This is a genomic window from Streptomyces sp. NPDC053426, assembly GCF_055585405.1.
Window position 1 is genome coordinate 18,249 of sequence record NZ_JBVJKE010000012.1, and the last position, 21,869, is coordinate 40,117.

At 73.1% G+C, this 21,869-nt stretch carries 19 protein-coding genes; 13 read left to right on the top strand and 6 right to left on the bottom strand.

Translation table 11 applies throughout. From position 1 onward, the window contains the following. The first annotated feature begins 432 nt into the window (after positions 1-432). From ACZ62B_RS23915 to ACZ62B_RS23940, 6 genes are all read left to right on the top strand, one after another. Complete coding sequence (locus tag ACZ62B_RS23915; RefSeq protein WP_344557226.1) at positions 433-648, top strand: type A2 lantipeptide; 216 nt, start codon at positions 433-435, stop codon at positions 646-648. Between the two features lie 111 nt (positions 649-759). Then, the gene (locus ACZ62B_RS23920; protein WP_344557224.1) at positions 760-1,566 is read left to right on the top strand and encodes an HlyD family efflux transporter periplasmic adaptor subunit; all 807 of its coding nucleotides are present in this window, start codon (positions 760-762) and stop codon (positions 1,564-1,566) included. Beyond that, entirely contained in the window at positions 1,563-3,785 is a 2,223-nt protein-coding gene (locus tag ACZ62B_RS23925) for an NHLP family bacteriocin export ABC transporter peptidase/permease/ATPase subunit (protein ID WP_344557222.1), read from the top strand. Before ACZ62B_RS23920 ends, ACZ62B_RS23925 begins: the two co-directional genes overlap by 4 nt. A gap of 1 nt (position 3,786) precedes the next feature. Further along, positions 3,787-6,612, top strand: coding sequence for an NHLP bacteriocin export ABC transporter permease/ATPase subunit (locus ACZ62B_RS23930; protein WP_344557220.1), 2,826 nt, complete (start codon positions 3,787-3,789; stop codon positions 6,610-6,612). Between the two features lie 106 nt (positions 6,613-6,718). After that, positions 6,719-7,729 carry a Ppx/GppA family phosphatase gene (locus ACZ62B_RS23935; RefSeq protein ID WP_344557218.1) on the top strand — a complete coding sequence of 337 codons (1,011 nt, stop codon included), beginning with the start codon at positions 6,719-6,721 and terminating at the stop codon, positions 7,727-7,729. Positions 7,730-7,757: 28 nt separating this feature from the next. Next, the gene (locus tag ACZ62B_RS23940) at positions 7,758-7,934 is read left to right on the top strand and encodes a hypothetical protein (protein WP_344557216.1); all 177 of its coding nucleotides are present in this window, start codon (positions 7,758-7,760) and stop codon (positions 7,932-7,934) included. Between the two features lie 243 nt (positions 7,935-8,177). Here ACZ62B_RS23940 and ACZ62B_RS23945 read toward each other — a convergent pair whose 3' ends face one another. Continuing rightward, complete coding sequence (locus ACZ62B_RS23945) at positions 8,178-8,786, bottom strand: flavodoxin family protein (RefSeq protein WP_468726736.1); 609 nt, start codon at positions 8,784-8,786, stop codon at positions 8,178-8,180. A gap of 79 nt (positions 8,787-8,865) precedes the next feature. On the opposite strand from ACZ62B_RS23945, the gene ACZ62B_RS23950 reads away from it, so the two are divergent. Genes ACZ62B_RS23950 through ACZ62B_RS23960 form a run of 3 tightly spaced genes read left to right on the top strand, consistent with a single transcriptional unit; the run spans position 8,866 to position 10,736 of the window. Further along, entirely contained in the window at positions 8,866-9,879 is a 1,014-nt protein-coding gene (locus tag ACZ62B_RS23950) for an iron-containing redox enzyme family protein (RefSeq protein ID WP_344557211.1), read from the top strand. Further along, positions 9,869-10,558, top strand: coding sequence for a HemK2/MTQ2 family protein methyltransferase (locus ACZ62B_RS23955; protein ID WP_344557209.1), 690 nt, complete (start codon positions 9,869-9,871; stop codon positions 10,556-10,558). Before ACZ62B_RS23950 ends, ACZ62B_RS23955 begins: the two co-directional genes overlap by 11 nt. Next, the gene (locus ACZ62B_RS23960; RefSeq protein ID WP_344557208.1) at positions 10,539-10,736 is read left to right on the top strand and encodes a CDGSH iron-sulfur domain-containing protein; all 198 of its coding nucleotides are present in this window, start codon (positions 10,539-10,541) and stop codon (positions 10,734-10,736) included. The genes ACZ62B_RS23955 and ACZ62B_RS23960 overlap by 20 nt, the downstream gene beginning before the upstream one ends. Before the next feature lie 157 nt (positions 10,737-10,893). Here the strand turns inward: ACZ62B_RS23960 and ACZ62B_RS23965 are convergent, their stop codons facing one another. Next, entirely contained in the window at positions 10,894-11,328 is a 435-nt protein-coding gene (locus ACZ62B_RS23965) for a subtilase-type protease inhibitor (RefSeq protein WP_344557207.1), read from the bottom strand. Positions 11,329-11,665: 337 nt separating this feature from the next. Between ACZ62B_RS23965 and ACZ62B_RS23970 the strand changes: the two genes are divergently transcribed. The 3 genes from ACZ62B_RS23970 (at position 11,666) to ACZ62B_RS23980 (ending at position 14,212) form a co-directional block, all read left to right on the top strand. Further along, the gene (locus ACZ62B_RS23970) at positions 11,666-12,223 is read left to right on the top strand and encodes a hypothetical protein (RefSeq protein ID WP_469692004.1); all 558 of its coding nucleotides are present in this window, start codon (positions 11,666-11,668) and stop codon (positions 12,221-12,223) included. Between the two features lie 35 nt (positions 12,224-12,258). Then, entirely contained in the window at positions 12,259-12,954 is a 696-nt protein-coding gene (locus ACZ62B_RS23975) for an alpha/beta fold hydrolase (protein WP_344557203.1), read from the top strand. An 88-nt stretch (positions 12,955-13,042) separates the two neighbouring features. Next, positions 13,043-14,212 carry a lactate 2-monooxygenase gene (locus tag ACZ62B_RS23980; RefSeq protein ID WP_468726744.1) on the top strand — a complete coding sequence of 390 codons (1,170 nt, stop codon included), beginning with the start codon at positions 13,043-13,045 and terminating at the stop codon, positions 14,210-14,212. Positions 14,213-14,254: 42 nt separating this feature from the next. On the opposite strand, the gene ACZ62B_RS23985 is transcribed toward ACZ62B_RS23980, so the two are convergent. From ACZ62B_RS23985 to ACZ62B_RS24000, 4 genes are all read right to left on the bottom strand, one after another. After that, positions 14,255-15,898 (bottom strand): RICIN domain-containing protein, encoded by a 1,644-nt coding sequence (locus ACZ62B_RS23985; RefSeq protein WP_344557199.1) that lies wholly within the window; start codon positions 15,896-15,898, stop codon positions 14,255-14,257. Positions 15,899-16,272: 374 nt separating this feature from the next. Further along, a complete protein-coding gene (locus ACZ62B_RS23990) occupies positions 16,273-16,650 on the bottom strand; it encodes a toxin Doc (RefSeq protein WP_073935323.1) in 378 nt (125 codons plus the stop codon). A 3-nt stretch (positions 16,651-16,653) separates the two neighbouring features. Then, positions 16,654-16,899 carry a hypothetical protein gene (locus tag ACZ62B_RS23995; RefSeq protein WP_030863804.1) on the bottom strand — a complete coding sequence of 82 codons (246 nt, stop codon included), beginning with the start codon at positions 16,897-16,899 and terminating at the stop codon, positions 16,654-16,656. 118 nt (positions 16,900-17,017) lie between these two features. Continuing rightward, positions 17,018-19,261 (bottom strand): glycoside hydrolase family 9 protein, encoded by a 2,244-nt coding sequence (locus ACZ62B_RS24000; protein ID WP_469692007.1) that lies wholly within the window; start codon positions 19,259-19,261, stop codon positions 17,018-17,020. 220 nt (positions 19,262-19,481) lie between these two features. Between ACZ62B_RS24000 and ACZ62B_RS24005 the strand changes: the two genes are divergently transcribed. Next, on the top strand, positions 19,482-21,860 hold the full coding sequence (locus tag ACZ62B_RS24005) for a SpoIIE family protein phosphatase (protein WP_468726754.1): 2,379 nt from the start codon (positions 19,482-19,484) through the stop codon (positions 21,858-21,860). Positions 21,861-21,869: the final 9 nt, after the last annotated feature.

Consider the following 21,869-nt stretch of genomic DNA (forward strand, 5'->3'; position numbering starts at 1 on the left):
AGCGGTCGGTCGCGATCACGTAGCGGAATCCCGGCTTCAGTGAATCTGCACATCGAATGCCCAACCCGGTCACCGGAGCCGGGATTCGTCCACAGGCCGGCGGACCGGGCCACACCTTTGGGGCCGGTGTGCCGGATTCCGGCCACCGGGGCGCAAGTGGCCGGACGGGTCGATGCGGTGGGGCATGTGAAGAAGTCGCCGCCGAGCCGTGCCCGCGCCTGCACGCCTGTACCCCCGTGGAGCACAAGTTGCCTGGTGAGACGTTTGATTGATTGGAAGGCCGCGCCCGCCGCGTGCTTTGATCCATCGCACCGCAAGGCCGCTTCGGGCTCCCGGCGACGGGCGTTCGGCGCCCGCGGTCGCGGCCTCCCTCCGTCACCGGAGAGGGCCGCTCCCCCCTTGTGAAATATCCATACGAAGGGAAGTTCCATCATGAACTCCACCCCCCGGGTCGAGACCGCCGAGATCTCCGACGCCGACCTCGACAACGTCTCCGGCGGCCTGTCCGTGAACGCCGTGAACACCCTCACGGGCGCGGTGGACGGCATCGCCCCGGTCTCCGGCCTGGTCGACACGGCCGTCGGCACCGTCGAGGGTGTCACCGGCCTGAACACCGCCCCGGTCACGAACCTGGTCGCCGGTCTCTGATCGCGCCTTCGTGCCGCCGAGTCCCGGAGCCGTCCGCCGGCTCCGGGACTTCGCGGTGCCTCCACGGTCCACGCGTCACGTCGCACAGTTCACTCAGGTGAGGGAAGACCCGTGCAGTTCCGCCAACAGGCCCTCGCCAGGCTCCAGTCACCGGAGGAGCTCGACCTGCCGGTGCGTTTCGCGCGCCCGCAGGGCTGGCTGGTGCTGTCCGTGACGGTGGTCGCGATGGCGGCCGCGTCGGTGTGGGCGGTGACCGGCTCGGTGTCCTCCACGGTCGGCGCGCCCGCCGTCCTCACGTACGGGCAGGGCAGTTACGTCCTGCAGAGCCCCGTCGCCGGCCAGGTCACCGCCGTCCTCGCGGAGGAGGGCGAGCGGCTGCCCGCCGGCTCCCCCGTCCTGAAGGTCCGCACCGAGCGGGGCGACGAGGTCGTCCGTACCCTCGACGCGGGCCGCGTCATCGCACTCGCCGCCGGCACCGGGCAGATCATCTCCACCGGTGCGGACGTCGCCGCCGTGGAGAAGGTCGCCCGCGCGAAGACCCCGCTGCGGGCGACGGTGTACGTCCCCGCCGAGAGCGCCGCCGACATCCCCGCGCACGCCTCCGTCGACCTGACGGTGCAGTCGGTGCCGAGCCAGGAGTACGGCGTGCTGCACGGCGAGGTGAAGTCGGTGGACCGCTCGGCGCAGTCCGCCCGGCAGATCGCCGCGTTCCTCGGGGACGCCCAGCTGGGCGAGCAGTTCACGAAGAAGGGCAGGCCGGTGGCGGTCACCGTCGAGCTGAAGAGGTCGTCCGGCACGAAGAGCGGTTACGCGTGGTCCTCCGCGGACGGTCCGCCGTTCGAGCTGACCTCGATGACCCTGGCCACGGGGTCGATCCGGCTGGCCGATCAGCGTCCCGTCGACTGGCTGCTCCCGTGACCACCGCCCAGGAGACCCGCGGCAGACGCCGTGCCGCCCCGCCGAAGCGCAAGGTGCCCAAGTCCCGGGCGAAGACCGTCCGTACGCCCACCGTGCTCCAGATGGAGGCCGTGGAGTGCGGTGCCGCCTCGCTCGCGATGGTGCTCGGCCACTACGGCCGCCATGTCCCGCTGGAGGAGCTGCGCATCGCCTGCGGCGTCTCGCGGGACGGCTCGCGCGCCAGCAACCTGCTGAAGGCGGCCCGCAGTTACGGGCTGACCGCCAAGGGCATGCAGATGGATCTGGCCGCCCTCGCCGAGGTGACGGCGCCCGCCGTCCTGTTCTGGGAGTTCAACCACTACGTCGTCTACGACGGCATGGGCCGCCGGTTCGGCCGCCGCGGTGTGTTCATCAACGACCCCGGCAAGGGGCGGCGGTTCGTCCCCCTGGAGGAGTTCGACGGCAGCTTCACCGGTGTCGTGCTGGTGATGGAACCCGGCGAGGACTTCGCCCGGGGCGGGCGCAGGCCGGGCGTGCTCGGCGCGATGCCGGCCCGGCTGCGCGGCACGGCGGGCACCATGCCCGCCGTGGTGCTGTCGAGCCTGCTGCTGGTGGCGGTGGGCGCGGCGGTGCCGGGGCTGAGCCGTACCTTCATCGACGAGTTCCTGATCGGCGGCCGGACCTCGATGCTGGGCGTGCTGTTCACGTCCATGGGCGCGTGCGTACTGCTCACGCTGGTGCTGACCTGGTTGCAGCAGGGCAATCTGCTGCATGGCCGGCTGATCTCCTCCACCCTGTCCAGCGCCCGCTTCCTGCGCCATCTGCTGCGGCTGCCGGTGACGTTCTTCGCCCAGCGCAGCCCGGCCGACCTGGTGCAGCGGCTGCAGTCCAACGACGCGGTGGCCGAGACGCTGGCCCGCGATCTGTCGGCGGCGGGCGTGGACGCGGTGGTGGTCGTGCTGTACGCGGTGCTGCTGTACACCTACGACCCGCAGCTCACGTTCGTGGGCATCGGGGTGGCACTGCTGAACATCGTGGCGATGCGGATCGTGATCCGGCTGCGCGCGACCCGCACGGCGAAGCTGCGGGCGGACAGCGCGCGGCTCACCAACACGGCGTACACCGGTCTGCAGCTGATCGAGACGCTGAAGGCGACCGGCGGGGAGGACGGCTACTTCCGCAAGTGGGCCGGGCAGCACGCCACCACGCTGGAGGAGCAGCAGCGGCTCGGGGTGCCGAGCGCCTGGCTCGGCGTCGTCGCGCCGACGCTCGCCACGCTCAACAGCGCGCTGATCCTGTGGATCGGGGGCATGCGGGCGGTCGAGGGGCACATCTCGGTCGGTCTGCTGGTCGCCTTCCAGGCGCTGGTCGCCCGTTTCACCGCCCCGCTGACCCGGCTCAACGGGGTGGCGGGCCGGATCCAGGACTTCGCCGCGGACGTGGCCCGGCTGAAGGACGTGGAGAACTTCCGGGCGGACCCGCTCTACGGCCGTCCCGGCACCGGCGAGTCGACCCGCCGGCTGCACGGCCACGTCGAGCTGCAGAACCTCAGCTTCGGCTACAACCCGCTGGACAAGCCGCTGCTGACCGGCTTCGACCTGACCGTCGGCCCCGGCCGGCAGGTGGCGCTGGTGGGCGGCTCGGGCAGCGGCAAGTCCACGGTGTCCCGGCTGATCTCGGGTCTGTACGCGCCCTGGGAGGGCGTGATCCGGATCGACGGACAGCGCATCGAGGACATTCCGCGCGGGGCGCTGGCCGCCTCCGTCTCCTTCGTCGACCAGGAGGTGTTCCTCTTCGAGGGCACCGTCCGCGACAACGTGGCGCTGTGGGACCCGTCGATCCCGGACGAGGCGGTGGTGGAGGCGCTGAAGGACGCGGCGCTGTACGACGTGATCCTGCGCCGGCCGGGCGGCATCCACAGCCCGGTCGAGCAGGACGGCCGGAACTTCTCCGGCGGTCAGCGACAGCGTCTGGAGATCGCGCGGGCCCTGGTGCGCCGGCCGAGCATCCTGGTCCTCGACGAGGTGACCAGCGCGCTGGACGCGGAGACCGAGCTGGTGGTGATGGACAACCTGCGCCGGCGCGGCTGTGCCTGTGTGGTGATCGCGCACCGGCTGAGCACGGTGCGCGACAGCGACGAGATCGTCGTCCTGGACCACGGCACGGTCGTGGAGCGCGGACGGCACGAGGAGCTGGTGGCGCGCGGCGGCGCGTACGCGGCGCTGGTCAGGGAGCGATGAGATGACGGCCGTGCACGAGAGTCAGGGCGGCGACCTCGTCCTGGGCGCGCTCGGATCGCTGGGCACACCGGTCGACTGCTCCGGGTTCGGCCGGCTGGACCTGGAGGGGCCGCAGGTGCTGTGGCTGATCGCGTCCGGTGCCGTGGACCTGTTCGCGGTGGACGCCGGCCAGCAGGGACACTGGCATCATCTGGGCCGGCTGGAGGCGGGCTCGCTGGTGCTGGGCCCGGTGGCCGGTCCGACGCACACGCTGGTGGCGCGTCCGCTGCGGGACTGCGTGGTGCACCGCATCGACCTGCGCGAGCTGTACCAGCCGGCGAGCACCCAGACCTGGTCGTACGACGAACACGGCAACCCGCAGTACGTACCGCCCACGACGAGCCCGCTGGAGTACGCGCTCGCGCTCGGGGTGGGCCGTGGTCTGGCGGTGCTGTTCCAGGCGCCGATGGCCGCGGAGCGGGCCACCGCGCCCAGCGACGACGACGTGTTCTGGATGCAGGTCCCGCCGGGCAGTGTGCAGTACGGCTCGCTGTACGGGGCGGAGGCCGCCGCCGACCTGCTGATGGACCCGGCGCTGTGGCAGAGCATGGTCGACCAGCAGTACCGGCTGATGACCACGCTGGACCGGTGGATCGAACAGCTCGAACAGACGCACGAGACGCGGACGGCGGAGGGCATCGCGGCCGGTGAGGCGGTGCGCGCCCGGGCCGACCGGACGCTGCTCGCCGCGATCGGCAAGCGGTCGGGGCAGCGCACGACGGCGGCCGACGCGGACGCCACGTACGCGGCCTGCGAGCTGGTGGCACGGGCGGCCGGGATCCCGCTGACCGCGCCCGAGCGGTCCGGCACCGGCGGGGACCGGCTCGATCCGGTCGAGCGGATCGCCCTGGCCTCCCGGGTGCGCACCCGTGTCGTACGGCTGGACGGCCGCTGGTGGCGGGACGACGTCGGTCCGCTGGTGGGTCACCGGGTCCTGTCGGGGGCGCCCGTGGCGCTGCTGTGGCGGCGCGGCGGTTATGTGGCGGTGCATCCGGCGACCGGCAGGGAGACCCCGGTCGAGAAGGCGAACGCCGAGGAGTTCGAGCCCCGCGCGGTGATGTTCTACCGTCCGCTGCCCGAGCGGCGGCTGAGCCCGCTGCGGCTGCTGCGGTTCTGCATGACGGGTACGCGCGGTGACCTGACGGGACTGCTGCTGAGCGGTCTGGTGACGGTGGCGATCGGGGCCCTGGTGCCGCTGGCGACCGGCAAGGTGCTCGGCGAGTTCGTGCCCGAGGCGCGGACCGAGCTGATCGCGCAGGTGTGCCTCGCGGTGATCCTGAGCAGTGTGGTGGCCGCCGCCTTCATGCTGCTGCAGAACCTCACCCTGCTGCGTCTCGAGGGCCGGGTGGAGGCGACCCTCCAGCCGGCCGTCTGGGACCGGCTGCTGCGGCTGCCGACCAAGTTCTTCACCGAGCGTTCGACGGGTGAGCTGGCGAGCGCGGCCATGGGCATCAGCGCGATCCGCCGCATGCTGGCCGGGGTCGGTCCGACGGTGGCCCAGTCGGTCACCGTGGGCGCGGTGAACCTGGGGCTGCTGCTGTGGTTCAGCGTGCCGATGGCGCTGGCCGCGCTCGGGATGCTGGTGGTCGTCGCGGGGGTGTTCCTGGGGCTCGGACTGTGGCAGGTGCGCTGGCAGCGCCGCCTGGTGGTGCTCACCAACAAGCTGAACAACCAGGCCTTCCAGACACTGCGCGGCCTGCCGAAGCTGCGGGTGGCGGCGGCGGAGAACTACGCGTACGCCGCGTGGGCCTCGGAGTTCGCCCGCAGCCGTGAGCTCCAGCGGAAGGCCGGCCGGATCAAGAACCTGACGGCGGTGCTGGGCGCGGTCTACCTGCCGCTGGTCACGCTGGCGATGTTCATGCTGCTGGCCGGGCCGGCCCGCGGCTCGATGACGGCGGCGGAGTTCCTCACCTTCAACACGTCGGTGACGATGGTGCTGACCTCGGTCACCCAGCTGACCGGGGCGTTCGTCTCGGCGGTCGCCGCGCTGCCGCTGTTCGAGCAGATCAAGCCGGTGCTGGACGCCACGCCCGAGGTGCGCGCGGCGAGCACCCGGCCGGGTCCGTTGTCCGGGGCGATCGAGGCGCGGCGGCTGTCCTTCCGCTACTCCGACGACGGTCCGCTGGTCCTGGACGACGTGTCCTTCGAGGCGCGGCCGGGCGAGTTCGTGGCCGTCGTCGGCCCCAGCGGCTGCGGCAAGTCCACCCTGCTGCGGCTGCTCATCGGCTTCGACCGGCCGGTGTCCGGCAGTGTGCTGTACGACGGCCAGGACCTGGCCGCGCTCGACCGGTCGGCGGTGCGGCGGCAGTGCGGTGTGGTGCTCCAGCACGCGCAGCCGTTCACCGGATCCGTCCTGGACGTCATCTGCGGGAGTGAGCCGTACACGCCCCAGGAGGCCATGGCGGCGGCGGAGATGGCGGGGCTGGCCGAGGACATCAGGCGGATGCCGATGGGGCTGCACACCATCGTCTCCGGCAGCGGCGCGGTCTCCGGCGGCCAGCGGCAGCGGCTGATGATCGCCCAGGCGCTGATCCGCCGGCCGCGGATCCTCTTCTTCGACGAGGCGACCAGCGCCCTGGACAACGAGACGCAGCGCGCGGTCATCGAGAGCACCAAGGCCCTGGAGGCGACCCGGATCGTCATCGCGCACCGGTTGTCGACGGTGCTGGACGCGGACCGGGTGGTGGTGATGGAGGGCGGCAAGGTGGTCCAGCAGGGCCCGCCCGGCCGGCTGCTCGCCGACACCGGCGGGCGGCTGCACGAACTGGTGCGGCGGCAGATGGCGTGACGGGAACCGTCAACGGAAGGTTACCGTCCGGTCACACCTGTGGCGCGTCTTCGCCGTACGCGGGGCCCGTCCGTTGCTCCGCGCGGTAAATGGGTACCCACGGGCCATGCGAACCAGCGTGATGGATGTCGGATCGAAGACCGTCAGACTCGTCGTGGCGGACACGGCGGGCGGGGCGCCGCTGCCGGTGCACACGGCGAAGTGGCCGCTCAGGCTGTCCGAGCAGGTCACGCCCGGAAAGCCGGTGCCGGAGCAGGCCGTGGAGCGCCTGGTGGACGCCGTCGCCGCGGCGAACAGGACCGCCGCGCGATGGGGTGCGTCGGGTCCCCTGGCGTTCGCGACCGCCGTGGTGCGCGGTGCCCCGAACCGGCAGGAGGTGCTGAGCACGGTCCGGGCCCGGACCGGCGTCGACCTGTGCACACTGCCCGGCGAGGTGGAGGCCGAGCTCACGTTCCTCGGGGCCCGGCGCTGGATGGGCTGGCGCTGCGGGCCGCTGGCGCTGCTGGACATCGGCGGGGGTTCGCTGGAGGTCGCCTTCGGGCGCGGCCGGCTGCCCGACTTCGTCGCCTCGCTGCCGCTGGGGGCGGGCCGGCTCACCCACGAGTACTTCGCGGAGGCGGACCCGCCCTCCCCGGAGCAGGTCCGGGCGCTGCGCCGGCGGGTGCGCCACCAGCTGCGGGACGTGGCGGCCCGGATCCGCTGGGAGGGACCCCGTACGGCGGTGGCGACCTCCCGCACCTTCCAGCAGCTGGGGCGGCTGTGCGGGGCCGCCCCGGGGCGGCACGGCCCGTTCGTGGAGCGGGAGTTGTCCTGCGCCGACCTGCGGGTGGCCATCGACCGGCTGGCCGCCCTGCCCGCGGCCGAACGCGCCCGGCTGCCCGGGATCTCCGCCCCGCGCTCCGCGCAGAGCCTGGCGGGCGCCGTCGTGGGACACACGGCGATGAAGCTGACCGGTCTGGGGACGGTGACGATCTGCCCCTGGGCGCTGCGTGAGGGGGTGCTGTTGCGTCACATCGAGGACGGCCCCTCCTGGTGGGCGGAGATCATCCGCCTCAACGAGAAGGAGACGGCGGCCGACGGCCCCGTACCGCTGCGCATCGCCACCGCGCGCGGCTGACCCGGCGTACGACGAGAGGAGACACCCCGTGTCCGAGCGGGACGACCACGAGAAGCCCGAGACGGCCGTCGAGGAGGTACTGCGCGAGGTCGAGGAGGCCGAACGGCGACCCGAGGACTCCTCCGGACGGCGCCGTCACCGGGGTGAGGCCGGGGAGGCGATCACCCCGAACACCGAGGCGCAGGAGGAGTCCCAGGGTGACTGACGCCGGTCCGGCGGATCACGCCGGAGACGCGGGGCCCGGCCCGCCCTCCCCCGCTGCCCGAAGGGCGTGGGCGGTGTTCCCCGCCGCGTCGTCGCCGGTCGCCGACCGCCTCCCGCCCGGCTTCGCCCGAGCGGGAGGAGCCCCATGCGCGGGAGGAGCCCCGTCGCCCCCGCTCACCCGGGCCGCGAGGCGCCGCCGGTTCCCTCCGGTTCGATCCGCCGGACAGGCCCCGGCGCCGTTTCCCTACTCCGGCGGCGGGCCGAGGGGCCGGGCCGCCAGGGCCTGGGCCACGCCCAGCAGGTTGGCGGCCATGGCGCGGCCCGTCCTGCGGGACCAGTCGTGGCCGCTTCCGCCTTCCAGGAAGCTCGGCCCGGGGCCGGGGCCCTGGTTCCAGTAGGTCCACGCCTGGCCGGGGATGGTGTAGCCGATGTCCTGCAGGCCGCCGGTGATCTCGCTGATCACATGGTGCGCGCCGTCCTCGTTGCCGGTGACGACGACGCCCGCGACCCGGTTGTAGGCGACCGGCCGGCCGTCGTCGTCCGTCTCGGACAGCATGGCGTCCATCCGCTCCAGGACCCGTTTGGCGACCGACGACGGCTGCCCGAGCCAGGTCGGCGAGGCGATGACGAGGATCTCGGACGCGAGGATCTTCTCGTGGACGCCCGGCCAGGCGTCGCCCTCGTGCACGGCCTCGCTGACCACTCCCGGAGCGATGTCCAGGTCCACCGCACGGACGACGTCGACCTCCACACCGTCCTTCTCCAGGTGTTCGGTGACGGTCCGGAACAGCGCCTCGGTGTTGGAGGTCTCCGGTGACTTCTTGAGAGTGCAGTTGATCACTAGTGCCTTCATGTGAGCACGGAGTACCCCGTGGACGGCCGGTCGCCACGCGAACACGGGTGTCACTGGGCCGTCCGGGTACCCGGAGCGCATGGAACACCCCTGTGAAGAACCCCGGCTGCCCGCACCGCGCGGCCCCCTGAGCAGCGCCGTCGAGGACCACCTGCGGGGCACCGGCCCGCTGCCCCCGGACGAGGAGACCGCCGCCGCCCCCGTGTACGGCGACGACCTCCAGCTCGCCCTGTACCTGTGCTACGAACTGCACTACCGCGGGTTCGCGGGCGTGGCGGCGGACCGCGAGTGGGACCCGGAGCTGCTGCGCGTCCGCGCCGCCCTGGAGGACCGCTTCCTCACCGCGCTGCGCGCGGACGCCCGGCGGCACGACGGCGTCGACGAGGCGCTCGCCGGGATCCTGGTGGAACCGGTGGACGGCACGGGCGTCAGCCACTTCCTGCGCGACAAGGGCGAGTTGTGGCACCTCCGCGAGTACGCCGCCCAGCGGTCCCTGTACCACCTGAAGGAGGCCGACCCGCACGCGTGGGTGCTGCCCCGGCTGTGGGGGCGGGCCAAGGCGGCGATGGCGGCGGTCGAGTTCGACGAGTACGGCGGCGGCCGCGCCGACCGGGTGCACGCCCGTCTCTTCGCCGACCTGATGACCGACCTGGGACTGGACACGGCGTACGGCCGTTATCTGGACGCGGCCTGCGCCGAACTGCTCGTGACGGTGAACCTGATGTCCCTCTTCGGACTGCGCCGCTCCCTCAGGGGCGCGCTGGTGGGCCACTTCGCGACGGTCGAGATCACCTCGTCGCCCGGCTCGCGGCGGCTCGCCGAGGCGATGCGCCGCACGGGCGCGGGGCCCGCCGCCGAGCACTTCTACGACGAGCACGTGGAGGCGGACGCGGTGCACGAGCAGGTGGTGCGCCACGAGGTCGTCGCCGGGCTGCTGGAGGTGGAGCCGCACCTCGCGGCGGACATCGCCTTCGGCGTCGACGCCACCGTGTTCGCCGAGGACCGCCTCGGCGAGAGGCTGCTCGCGGACTGGAGCGCCGGCCGCTCGTCGCTGCGCACTCCCCTGTCCCAGGAGTTCGCCCATGCTTCTTGACGGCGGGGGTACCCGGCGGTCCGTGAGCCCACTGGCACCACCGGGCGTGTACGCCCCTCAGGAGGACACCGAGCTGCTGGCCGGCGCCCTGTACGACGAACCCGTCCCTCCGGGCGCGGACGTCCTCGACGTGGGCACGGGGTCCGGCGCGCTGGCGGTGGGGGCCGCCCGGCGCGGCTGCCGGGTGACCGCGGTCGACGTCTCCCGGCGGGCGGTGTGCGCGGCCCGGCTGAACGCGCTGCGGGCCGGTGTGCCGGTCCGGGTCCGGCGCGGCGACCTGTTCGCGCCGGTGCGGGGTGAGGCGTTCGATCTGATCCTCGCCAATCCGCCGTACGTTCCGGCGCCCCGTGGCGGCTCGCCGGCGCCGCGGGGCGCGGCCCGGGCCTGGGACGCGGGCGATGACGGACGGCTCGTCCTGGACCGGATCTGCGGGGAGGCGCCCGAGCTGCTGCGGCCGGGCGGTGTCCTGCTGCTGGTGCAGTCGGCGCTCAGCGACCCCGGGCTGACGGTCGGCCGGCTGCGGGCGGCCGGGACGAAGGCCGCGGTGATCCGGCGCCGGCGCATCGCCTTCGGCCCGGTGGTACGGGGCAGGGAGCGCTGGCTGCGGGAGCGGGGGCTGCTGTCCGGGACCGAGGACATGGAAGAGCTGGTGGTGATCCGTGCCGAACTCCCCGTCTGACACCCCGCGTCGCGTCACCGTCCGGCGCAAGGGGCCGCTGCTGGTGGAGGGTCCGGTGGAGGTCGAGCTGGAGGACGGCACGGTCGTCACCTCCGACCGCTTCCGGGTGGCCCTGTGCACCTGCCGCCGCAGCCGGCGGTATCCGTGGTGCGACACCAGCCACCGGGACCGGGCGTGAACCCTGGGGCCGAGGGTTCGTGAGAAGCCCGGAGGCCGGCGGGCGGCCCCACTCCGCCCGCCGGCCTCCTTGCGCGGGATCGCACGTTCCGCGAGGGGCCGGTACTCCCCAGTTCGCCGGCCGCCGCGCGGTCACGGGAAACCGTGCGATCCCGGTCTCAGAACGCGAAGACGCTCGAACCGTGAGCGTTCATCACGCACGCGTTGGAGAAGATCCGCTCGTAGGAGACGCGCTGCCCCTGCCACACCCCGTCGACGGTGACGAGCACCGGGTCGTACTGCTGGGTGCAGAAGACGCCCTCCCGCATCGTCAGGGCGTCGAGGTCGCCGCCGAGGCGGTTCATCTCCGCACAGGCCGCGTCCGCGGCCGGGTGGGTGCCCGAGGGTCCGGGGGCACAGGTCAGGGTGACCGCGCGTTCCGGTGTGGCGGTCGTCGCGCTGTCGCCGTGGCCCAGGGTGAGCACCAGGGCCGAGGGGGCGTAGAGCGCGGACGGGACGGTTCCCTCGGCGGCCGGCGCCACCCCGGACAGGGGTACGCAGACGGCTGCGGCCATGAGGCCGAGGGTGGTGGCCCAGCGCGCGGTGTTCCGCATTGTGTGCATCCTTCCGCTCGTGTCGACGAGGCGCGTCGACGGGTCGCCGGTCCGTGCTCGGTCGGTGCCGAACCGGCGTGCCGGAGTCTGCCGAGTCCGCGCCGGAACTTCACGTCGGGTGTGCGCGTTTCGGTAACATTTTGTGTTGAATCAGTGGCGTGAAGTCACGGAGAGCGGGGCCGCGCGCCCTGTAACCACACGGACGCCGAGCGTGCGAAGTGGCCAGATGGCCGGAACACGGTGGTTCGGCAATCGGCCTGAAACATTCCGATTCCGCTCTCGGCGGACCGTTCCGCGACGCCTTGTGTTCATGGACAGGGCGAGTAATCGTCATTACATGATTACGGCGGAGCAGCGAGAGCAACTGCGGGGCTGGTTCACCGGCCGGCTCCCCGACGATCTCTTCGAGGAGCTGACCGAGGTCACGGTCGACCGCGAGGAGATCACCGTCATCGGCCGCATTCCCGGCCCCCGGCCGGCCGAGGGCGCATCGCCGGCCGAGCGGGAGGCGGCCGTCGAGGGCCGCGTCCAGGAGTTCCGGGAACGCACCCGGGACGACCGGATCGCGGTCGCCCGGGACGCCGAGCACCGTTTCGGCCGGAAGGTCTCCTGGGGTGTGGAGTGCGAGGGGCACCGCGCCCTGTTCACGCACGTGGCCGCGCCCGTCATGACCCGGCTGCGGCAGCCGGAGCGGCAGGTCCTCGACACCCTCATCGCGAGCGGCGTGGCCCGCAGCCGCAGCGAGGCGCTGGCCTGGTGCGTACGGCTGGTCCAGCGGCACACCGACGACTGGCTCACCGAGTTGCGCGAGTCGCTGGAACACGTCCAGCGGGTCCGGGGCCGGGGGCCGGACACCGGGCCCGAGGAGGCGGAGCCCGGCATCGACGGCGGGTGAACGCCGTTGTCGGTGGCGTTCGTTACGGTGCGGGCATGACTCGATTCGTATTGGTGGCCGGTGCCTGGCTCGGGGCGTGGGCGTGGGACGAGGTGGCGGCCGGACTGCGCGAGGCGGGGCACGAGGCGTATCCGCTGACGCTGTCCGGGCTCGCGGAGAGGCAGGGGGTGCCGGCGGGGCAGCAGACCCATGTGCGGGACATCGTGGGCGAGGTGGAGCGGCTCGGTCTGCGGGACGTCGTCCTCGTGGGGCACAGCTACTCGGGCGTGCCGGTCGGCCAGGCGGCCGAGCGGATCGGCGACCGGCTGCGGAGGGTGGTGCTCGTCGACGCGAACGCGCCCGTGGACGGGGAGTCGTTCCTGTCCGGCTGGCCGAGCGAGGAGGTACGGAGGTCGATCGAGGCGCACGACGGCCGGTGGCCGCCGCCGAGCGCGGACGACTGCGCGGGCCAGGGCCTGACGGACGGGCAGACAGCCCGGTTCATCGCCGGATCGACCCCGCATCCGGGTGCCACGCTCACCGAACCGGCCGTGCTGGAGCGGTCGCTCGGCGAGCTGCCGGTGACGTACGTCAAGTGCCTGCTGGACGGGGAGGAACCCCCGCCGGCCGTGGCGGAGCTGCTGAAGAGCGACCGGTGGGAGCTGGTGACGATGGACACCGGGCACTGGCCGATGTTCTCCCGGCCGCGCGAACTGGCCCGGATCCTGGGGGAGGCGGCCACCGGCCGCTGATCCACGGCCGCCCGGCGCTGGACGCGCCCCGCGCATACCGGCCAGTATGCTCCGGGACGGCACGGCTCGAGGAGACAAGGCGGGGCGGATGGCGAAGCACTGGGCCGACTTCCAGTACGAGATCTATCTGAACGGGATGACCGGTGCCGTGCCCCGGCTGCCGACCGATCTGACCCGGCTGGAGGAGCTGACCGAGCAGCGGCTGGGCCCGGGGCCGGTCGGGTACGTCGCCGGCAGCGCGGGCGACGGCAGCACCGCCCGCGCCAACCGGGCCGCGCTCGACCGCCGCCGGATCGTGCCGCGCGTGCTGCGGGACGTGCACGAGCGGGATCTGTCGGTCGAGGTGCTGGGCCGGTCGCTGCCGGCGCCGCTCGCGCTGGCGCCGGTCGGAGTGCTGTCGATCATGCATCCGGACGCCGAGTCCGCCGCCGCCCGGGCGGCGGCCGCGCAGGGCGTGCCGTTCGTGCTGTCGTCCGCGTCCAGCACGCCGATGGAGCAGGTCGCGGAGGCGATGGGCGAGGCGGAGCGCTGGTTCCAGCTGTACTGGCCGAAGGACGTGGAAGTGGCCCGGAGCTTCCTGGACCGGGCGAAGGCCGCCGGGTTCACGGCGCTGGTCGTCACCCTGGACACTCCCCTGCTGTCCTGGCGTCCGCGCGACCTGGACCAGGCGTATCTGCCGTTCCTGCACGGGGTGGGCACCGCGAACTACTTCTCGGACCCGGCCTTTCAGGCGGGTCTGGTCAAGCCGGTGCACGAGGATCCGAACGCGGCGGTGATGCGCTTCGTCGGCATGTTCGCCGACCCCGCCAAGTCCTGGCCGGACCTGGCGTTCCTGCGGGAGAACTGGGACGGGCCGATCGTCCTCAAGGGCGTGCTCCACCCCGACGACGCGCGGCACGCCGCCGACGCCGGGATGGACGGTGTGGTGGTGTCCAACCACGGCGGGCGTCAGGTGGCCGGGGCGATCGCCGCCGCGGACGCGCTGCCCGGCGTGGTGGAGGCCGTCGGCGACCGGCTCACCGTGCTCTTCGACAGCGGGGTGCGCACCGGCGACGACGTCTTCAAGGCCCTCGCCCTCGGCGCACGGGCGGTCCTGCTGGGGCGTCCGTACGTCTACGGGCTCGGCCTCGACGGACAGGCGGGGGTGGAACACGTGATCCGCTGCCTGCTCGCCGAACTCGACCTCACCATGGCCCTGTCGGGCCACGCCACCCCGGCCGCGATCGGCCCCGACGCCCTCACGGAGACCACCGTCTGACCCGGCCGGGACGGGGTGTCCTCCCCGCCCCGGCCGCATGGCTCACGTCACCGGTTCCGCCAGCCCGGCACGGCGGGCCGACGGGGTGCGGGTGCCGCTGATGGACAGGGAGTCCGCGGTCGTCCGTACCGGTTCGGCCGCCCAGCGCTGGTCCACGGTCCGGTCGCGCACCTTGACGACGATGTCGGCGTTCGCGTCAGGGGTCGCCGGGGCGAGTGCCAGTTGGACGTCCCAGCGGGGCACCAGTTCGCCCCGCGCGGTGAGGTCGTACCGCACGTCGGCGCCCCGCTGGTCGCCGGGGTCGGCGCAGGTGCCGAGGACGACGACACCGGCGTCCTTGTGCGAGTCCAGGCACAGACCGGGGTCGGCCACGCTGCGCAGCAGTCCGTCGTCCTCGTACGTCCACTGCTGGGTCCACACCGGGGAACAGTCCGCAAGGCGGGTCCCGGAGCCGTCCCGGGGCTCGCCCCGGGTGTCGAGGCACAGGCCGGAGGCGACGTTGCGCAGCCGCGTCCGTCCCGGTGCGGTGGGGAGCCCGGCGGCGCCGGGCGGGGACGCGGACGGCACGGCCGCGCGGCCGCCCGCCGCTCCGGTGGAACCCGTCGGGTCGGCGGCGCCGCCGTCCGGGGTGGAGGACCCGGCGATGAGCACGCTCACCAGCACCCCGGCGGAGACCGCGCCGATGCCGGTGAGCAGGGTCCTGGTGGAACGCACCGGGTCCGGGAAGGCGATGCCCGTCAGGCGGGCGGGAACGGGGATGCGGGACAGCACGCGGTGCCGGCCGCCGCCGGACGGTCCGTCCCCGCCCCGGCGCCGGCGGCGGGCGGCGCGGCCGCCGCGCGGGCCGGCCGTCGTACGCCCCGGACGCGAGTCGAGGTAGCGCCGGGCCCCCCATCCGAGCACCGCCTCGGCGATCAGCGGGCCCAGGCCGCCCTCGAAGTGGCTCAGTTGCTCGGCCGCGTTCCGGCAGTGGCGGCACTCCGCCAGATGCTGCCGGACGTCCGGCAGCAGGGCCCCGCCCCGGCGGATCGGGACGTCGAGGAGGCGGTTGTAGAAGCGGCAGTCCTTCGTCGGTGCCAGTTCCTGATGGGCGTGGACACAACCTTGACGGAATTTGTCACGTGCCTGTTCGAGTGCGCCCGACGCGACGGCGAGGTCCATGCCGAGCAGACCGGCCGGTACGGAAATCGGCTCGGCCTCGACCTCGACGTGCCAGAGCAAACAGCGCGCGCGTGCGGGCAGCGACCGGAATGCCCGTTGAGCGAGTGAGCGATTTTCCGGAGTCATGGTGTTCGCCGCGCGCATGCCGCGCCCGCCGGCCGGTTTCTGCAGCTCCGGCATAACTCCGGTTATCCGGTCGTCCGCGGCCCACTCGCGGACCGTGTCCCGCACGGCCACCAGCAGCACGGGCCGGAGCGCGACGGCCGATTCGCCGACGGCGACCCGGTCCAGTGCCCGGTGCAGCGCGGCCGCGGTGACCATGGCGGCGAGCTGCCCCGACGACGCCAGGCAGACGGCCGCGTAGTCGTGCATCGACTGCCAGTGCCGCGCCGTCAGCAGCGCGACGGAGTGGGCGGCCTCGCCCTCCGGACGGTTCCGCAGCCGGGCGGCGAGGAACTCGTCGGAGTCCCCCGGATCCCCGCCGGGCGGGGGATACGGGGGTCGAGGGGGGTGGGGGGTGTGCACTGAGATGGTTCCTTCCCACAGCGCATGTGCCATTCGAGGGTTTCCGACGCCGAAAAGGAAGACCGATTGGTGCATACCTCTTTGGCGGGGCGCGGGGGGCGCGAATTCACCGACGGCGAATCGGACCCGGTTCATCAACTCGCGTGCGACCCCGGCCATTACCCCCCGCACGGGTGGCTCACTCTCGCACAACCCGCACTCGGCCAACAAGGCGCCTGAGCAACATCCGCGCGTTGACAGAAAGTCAGAAAGGGAGTCCGGCCCGCGGCCCTCGCTCCGGTTTTCGGCGCGGGTTTTCACGCCGTTCACATCCGGCCCGGCACAAGGGGTGTCCGGGAGGGCCCCGGCGTCCCGCGCGGCCCGGCCGGCGCGGTTCAGATCTGCCAGGAGCGCAGCCGGTCGGCCGCGCCGTAGACGTCCGCCTCGCCGGAGATCAGGTCGCGCGCCAGATCGACCAGGGCGCCGTAGGGCGGGTCGATGCCGACCCCGCTGACGAACATGTAGGCGACCGCCGTGGCACAGGCGAAGCGGGCGTTGGCCGAGGGCAGCGGCCGGAGCACGGCGAGGGTGTGCAGCAGCGCCGCCGCCCGCCAGGCCGGGTCGGAGTCGACGCCCAGCCGGGGCGGGTCCACGCGGTGGCGGGCGACGGCCGCGACGAGGGCGGAGAAGTCGTTGACGGTGGGCTGGTCCGGGAGGACCTCCTCGTGCCGCTGGAGCAGCCAGGGCACGTCGATGTGGAGCACGGGTGCCATCGGTCAGGCGGCCCGCCCCGCGCCCCTGGCGGAGGGTTCGTCGTCCGGGAAGGCGGCGGCGAATTCGTCGGCGTGGGAGGCGAAGAACCGGCGGAAGGCCTCGGCGCCCTCCTGAAGGGCGCGGTGGCGGGCTATGTCCGCCGCGGCCGCCTCCCGCACGAGCGCCTTCATGGACGTACCGCGTTCCTTGGCGATCTGCCGCAGGTCCTCGAGCTCGCGGTCGCTGAACTCCACGTTGAGAGCTGGCATGCCCTCACGGTACCGCTCAGGTACTGGATCGTAAATATGCGCAGGTCAGAAGGTGTGCGAGGGGGTACCGACAGGGGGCCGGCGGCCGAGTGGCCGCCGGCCCCCGCGGGGAGGGGTGTCAGCCCTGGTCGGCCACGAAGGAGGCCATGCGGGTCAGAGCCGCGTTCCAGTTGATGGTGTGTTCGTTGGTGGACCAGGACTGGATGTCGTCGATGAAGCAGAACTGACCGACGCAGCCCTGGAGTTTCGACTGGGCGAAGGGGTCCTGGATGCTGGAGTTGGGTCCGCCGGAGAGCGTGCCGGCGGGCGGGTTCGGCAGGTTCGGGTCGAGCTGGGCGGCGTACCAGCGGCTGTGCTGGTTGTGCGCGTTGACCTCGCCGTAGCCGGTGACGTACGACATGTTGAGGGCGTTGCGGCCCAGGATGTAGTCCATGCTCTGCAGCGCGCCGTCCCGGTACTTCCGCGCGCCGGTGAGGTCGTAGGCGGTGGCGAGGACGACCGCGTTGTTGAGGACCTGGTGGCTGGAGCCCCAGTCGTAGACGTCGCCCTCGGGCGCGTACGGCATGCCGTACGGGTGGGCCTTCAGCGTGGTCAGGTAGCCGTCGGCGCCCTCGACGACGGAGCGGCGGACCTTGTCGCGGCCGGGGAGCCGGTTGGGCACGGTGGCGAGGTCGAGCCGGCCGGCCGCGGCGGTGCGGGACCAGTCGAAGCCGAGCGGGCCGAAGATGTCGGCGGTGTGCACCGGGGAGTTCAGGACGTACTCCTTGAACTGACGTTCCCCCGTGGTGATGTACAGCTCGGCGGCCGCCCAGTAGAACTCGTCGGCCACGGTGTCGTCGTTGTAGGCGCCGCCGCCGATGCCGTCGTTCGGGTCGGCGAGGACGTCCGGGTGGGCGAGGGCCGCCGTCCAGGCCGCGCGCGCGGCGGCCAGGGTCTCGGCCGCGAACTCCTTGTCGTAGGAGCGGTACAGCCGTGCCGCCTGGGCGGCCGTGGCCGCGAGGTTCAGGGTGGCGGCGGTGGTCGGCGGGTGCAGTTCCCGCTTCTGCGGGTCGTCGCTGGGCAGCAGCGGCAGTCCGGTCCACTGTTCGTCGTGGATCTTGTGGTGGGCCATGCCGGCCAGCGGCTCGCCCTCGGGGACCTGCATCTTCAGCAGGAACTCCAGCTCCCAGCGGGCCTCGTCGAGGATGTCCGGGACCTTGTTGCCGCTCTCCGGGATGTTCAGCGTGCCGTCGCCGAGCTTGTCCGCCTCGCCGGTGCGGGCGTGCCGGGCGCGCTCGTAGGTGCTGAGCACCTCCCAGGTGCTGATGCCGCCGTTGACGACGTACTTGCCGTGGTCGCCGGCGTCGTACCAGCCGCCGGTGACGTCGAGGGTGTAGTCGCAGACACCGGGCTGACAGGGCACGTCGCCGTCGCCCTGGTTGGGGGCGACGTCCACGTGGCCGGCCGGGCGGCCGTAGCCGGGGCGCAGGTCGTCGCGGATCTCGGTGCCGCTGCGCTGGGTGTAGTAGTACTTCGCCGAGTCCAGCCGCAGCCGTTCGTAGGCGCTCGCGTCGATGTCGAAGGGCCTGCTGGTCTCGCCGTCCACGACCAGGGTGTAGCCGGTCCCCCGCTTGCGGTGGCCGCCGAAGTCGATGGAGTGGACGTTCTGCCCGGAGGAGCCGTCGGTGCCGCGCGGCACGGTCCAGCCCCACCGGACGACCCGGCCGTCGTCGTCCTTCAGCTTCCAGGGCAGCCGCTCGGTGGCGTCGGTGACCAAAGTGGCGTTCTTCGGCCCGGAGGGCAGATAGGCGACCTGGTTGACGCGGACCCGGGGCCCGGTGTCGGGCTCGTACGGCTCGGGGGCGACCCCGCCCAGCAGGGACACGTCGTCCACGCAGAACCGCCAGGGGTCCGCGCTGCCGCCGAGCTGGAAGCCGACCTGGCCCTGCGCGGTGTCGACGGGCGAGGTGAAGGTGTACGAGTAGGTGTCCCCGGAGACGCTGACCTGCGGGGACACCTCGTAGTAGGTGTCGTAGGGCGCCACCTGGAGGCCGACGATCGCCCGCACGACATGACCCGCGGGCGAGCCGGTGGCGCTGAAGGAGAAGCGGTACGACTCGCCCTTCACCAGGGTGATGTCGTTCTGGCCGACGGCCGCGTCCCAGCGGTTGGCGGTGCCGCCGGGGACGTCGGCGCACAGGCGGCCGTCGGACGGGCCCGCGGTGACGTTGGCGGAGGCCCACCAGGGGTCGGTGCCGGTGTCGAAGGTTCCGTTGCGGACCTGCTCGACCTCGTCCGCCCCGGCCGGGGCGGCGGGCAGCGCGGTGAGCGCGGTCGCCAGCAGGCCGGTGAGGGACAGCAGAGCGGTTCTGCGTCTGTTCACGTATGGGCTCCTCTTGGGAGGTGCGGGGTTTTGGGAGCGCTCCCATTTCTGTGCGCAGAACATGGTTGTGGCAGGTGTGACACCCCGTCAACGGGTGGGACAGGACTGATGACGCTCACCCGGAGCGGAGGTTCGCAGTCCGCGCCGGGCCGCGAACCACTAGGCTGGAACTCAGGCGATACACCGGTTCACGGTGAGTGTGCGCGATGGAGTGGCGACAATGAGGCCGGACGACCCGTTCGACGATGCCGTGACGGCCCGGGCCGTCATCGCCGCCGACGGCACGCTCGCGCGGTGGAGCGAGGGTGCGCGCCTGCTGCTGGGGCACACGGCCGAGGAGGTCGTCGGCCGCCCGGCCGCCGAGCTGCTGGCCGGGGGCTCGGGCCCGCCCCGGCTCCCGGCCGACCGCTGGAGCGGCACCCTCGTCCTGCGGCGCCGCGACGGCTCCACCGTCACGGTGTGGGTGCTCGCCCACCACAGACAGCCGGCGGACGACGGCCCCGGTGACTGGCTCGCCGTCACCCCGCTGGAGGCCACGGACCAGGAACTGCCCGACGATCCGCTGGTCAGGACGGCCGTGTTCCAGTCGCCCTGCGCCGCGATGGTCTTCGACGAGGAGCTGCGCCTGCGCGGGATCAACGACGCCATGGCCCATCTCCTCGGCCTGCCCGCCCCCCACCTGCGGGGACTCAGGCCCACCGACATCGGCGGCCGGCCGCAGCACACCGAACTCGAACGGCACCTGCGCCAGGTGCTGCGCACCGGCCGGCCGCACGACATGCAGACGTACATGAAGGCCACCGGCGAGAGCCACGCGCACGCCTGGCTGGCCCGGCTCGCCCCGCTCACCGACCGGTCCGGCCGGGTGCGGGGCGTGTGCGCGACGGCCCACGACCTCACCGAGCAGTACCGGGCGCGGGAGCGGCTGCAACTGGTCAACGAGGCCAGCATGCGCATCGGCACCACCCTGGACGTCACCCGGACGGCGCAGGAGCTGGCCGAGGTGTGCGTGCCCGCGCTCGCCGACTTCGTCAGCGTGGACCTGCTGGAGCCCGAGGAGCCCGGAGGTGAGCCCGTCGGACCGCTGAGCACGCCGGTCTCACTGCGCCGGGTCGCCCACCAGTCCCTCACACCGGGCAGCCCCGAGTCGGTCGCCCGCACGGGCGAGGTGGTCGTCTACCCGGCCGCCGCGCCCCAGGCCGACTCGCTGATCGCCGGTCACAGCATCGTGGCCTCGGTGCCCTCCGGCGATCTCGACCCGTGGCTCGCGGTGGACGAGGCACGCGCCCGGCAGGTCCGGGAGTACGGCGTCCACTCCATGCTGTCCGTCCCGCTCCAGGCGCGCGGCACGACACTCGGGGTGGCCGCCTTCACCCGCTTCACCCGTCCCGAGTCGTTCACCCACGACGACGTGCTGCTGGCCGAGGAGGTCACCGCGCGCGCCGCCGTCTGCATCGACAACGCCCGCCGCTACTCCCGCGAACGCGAGACCACCCTCGCGCTCCAGCGCAGCCTGCTCCCCCGCACCCTGCCGCGCACGGCCGCCGTGGAGGCGGCCACCCGCTATCTGCCGGCCGCGCGCTCCGGTGTGGGCGGCGACTGGTTCGACGTGATCCCGCTGTCCGGGATGCGGGTGGCCATGGTGGTCGGGGACGTCGTGGGGCAGGGCATCCAGGCGTCCGCGACCATGGGCCGGCTGCGCACGGCGGTGCGCACCCTCGCCGACATCGACCTCGCGCCCGACGAACTGCTGACCCATCTCGACGACCTGGTGCTCCACCTCTCGCACGAGTCGGGCGGCGACCCCGGGGCGGGCGAGGTCGGCGCGACCTGTCTGTACGCGGTGTACGACCCGGTGTCACGGCGCTGCACCCTGTCCCGCGCGGGGCACCCCCCGCCGGTCCTGATCCCGCCGGGCGGCCCGGCCCGGCACCTCGAACTGCCCTCCGGGCCGCCGCTGGGCCTGGGCGGGCTGCCCTTCGAGTCGGTCGAGCTGGAGCTGCCCGACGACGCGGTGCTGGCGTTCTACACCGACGGGCTGGTCGAGTCCCGCGGACGGGACACCGAGGCCGGTCACGCCCTGCTCCGCGAGGCGCTGTCCAACGCCGCCGGCCCGCTCGACGAGACCTGCGACCGGGTCCTGCACACCGTGCTCGCGCCGGGCGGCGCCACGGACGACGTGGCCCTGCTGCTGGCCCGTACCCGTGGTCTGCCGTCCGCGCAGGTCGCCACCTGGGACATCCCCGCCGATCCGGCACTGGTCGCCCCCATCCGCAAGCAGGTCCTCGACCAGCTGGCCACCTGGGCGCTGACCGAGGCGTCGTTCACGGCGGAGCTGGTGGTGAGCGAGCTGGTCACCAACGCCATCCGGTACGGCGCCCCGCCCATCCGGCTGCGGCTGATCCACGACGCCTCGACGCTGATCTGCGAGGTGTCCGACACCAGCCACACCGCGCCGCACCTGCGGCGGGCCAAGACCTGGGACGAGGGCGGCCGGGGCCTGCTGCTGGTCGCCCAGCTCACCCAGCGCTGGGGCAGCAGACACACCGCCGACGGCAAGACCATCTGGTCGGAACTGGCCCTGGTGGACGAGATGTGACACGAGGTG

Bases quoted from the DNA above. Each gene is read 5' to 3' on its own strand.
- ACZ62B_RS23915 (WP_344557226.1), top strand. From the start codon at position 433: ATGAACTCCACCCCCCGGGTCGAGACCGCCGAGATCTCCGACGCCGAC.
- ACZ62B_RS23930 (WP_344557220.1), top strand. From the start codon at position 3,787: ATGACGGCCGTGCACGAGAGTCAGGGCGGCGACCTCGTCCTGGGCGCG.
- ACZ62B_RS23935 (WP_344557218.1), top strand. From the start codon at position 6,719: ATGCGAACCAGCGTGATGGATGTCGGATCGAAGACCGTCAGACTCGTC.
- ACZ62B_RS23945 (WP_468726736.1), bottom strand. From the start codon at position 8,786: ATGAAGGCACTAGTGATCAACTGCACTCTCAAGAAGTCACCGGAGACC.
- ACZ62B_RS23950 (WP_344557211.1), top strand. From the start codon at position 8,866: ATGGAACACCCCTGTGAAGAACCCCGGCTGCCCGCACCGCGCGGCCCC.
- ACZ62B_RS23955 (WP_344557209.1), top strand. From the start codon at position 9,869: ATGCTTCTTGACGGCGGGGGTACCCGGCGGTCCGTGAGCCCACTGGCA.
- ACZ62B_RS23965 (WP_344557207.1), bottom strand. From the start codon at position 11,328: ATGCGGAACACCGCGCGCTGGGCCACCACCCTCGGCCTCATGGCCGCA.
- ACZ62B_RS23970 (WP_469692004.1), top strand. From the start codon at position 11,666: ATGATTACGGCGGAGCAGCGAGAGCAACTGCGGGGCTGGTTCACCGGC.
- ACZ62B_RS23975 (WP_344557203.1), top strand. From the start codon at position 12,259: ATGACTCGATTCGTATTGGTGGCCGGTGCCTGGCTCGGGGCGTGGGCG.
- ACZ62B_RS23980 (WP_468726744.1), top strand. From the start codon at position 13,043: ATGGCGAAGCACTGGGCCGACTTCCAGTACGAGATCTATCTGAACGGG.
- ACZ62B_RS23990 (WP_073935323.1), bottom strand. From the start codon at position 16,650: ATGGCACCCGTGCTCCACATCGACGTGCCCTGGCTGCTCCAGCGGCAC.
- ACZ62B_RS23995 (WP_030863804.1), bottom strand. From the start codon at position 16,899: ATGCCAGCTCTCAACGTGGAGTTCAGCGACCGCGAGCTCGAGGACCTG.
- ACZ62B_RS24005 (WP_468726754.1), top strand. From the start codon at position 19,482: ATGAGGCCGGACGACCCGTTCGACGATGCCGTGACGGCCCGGGCCGTC.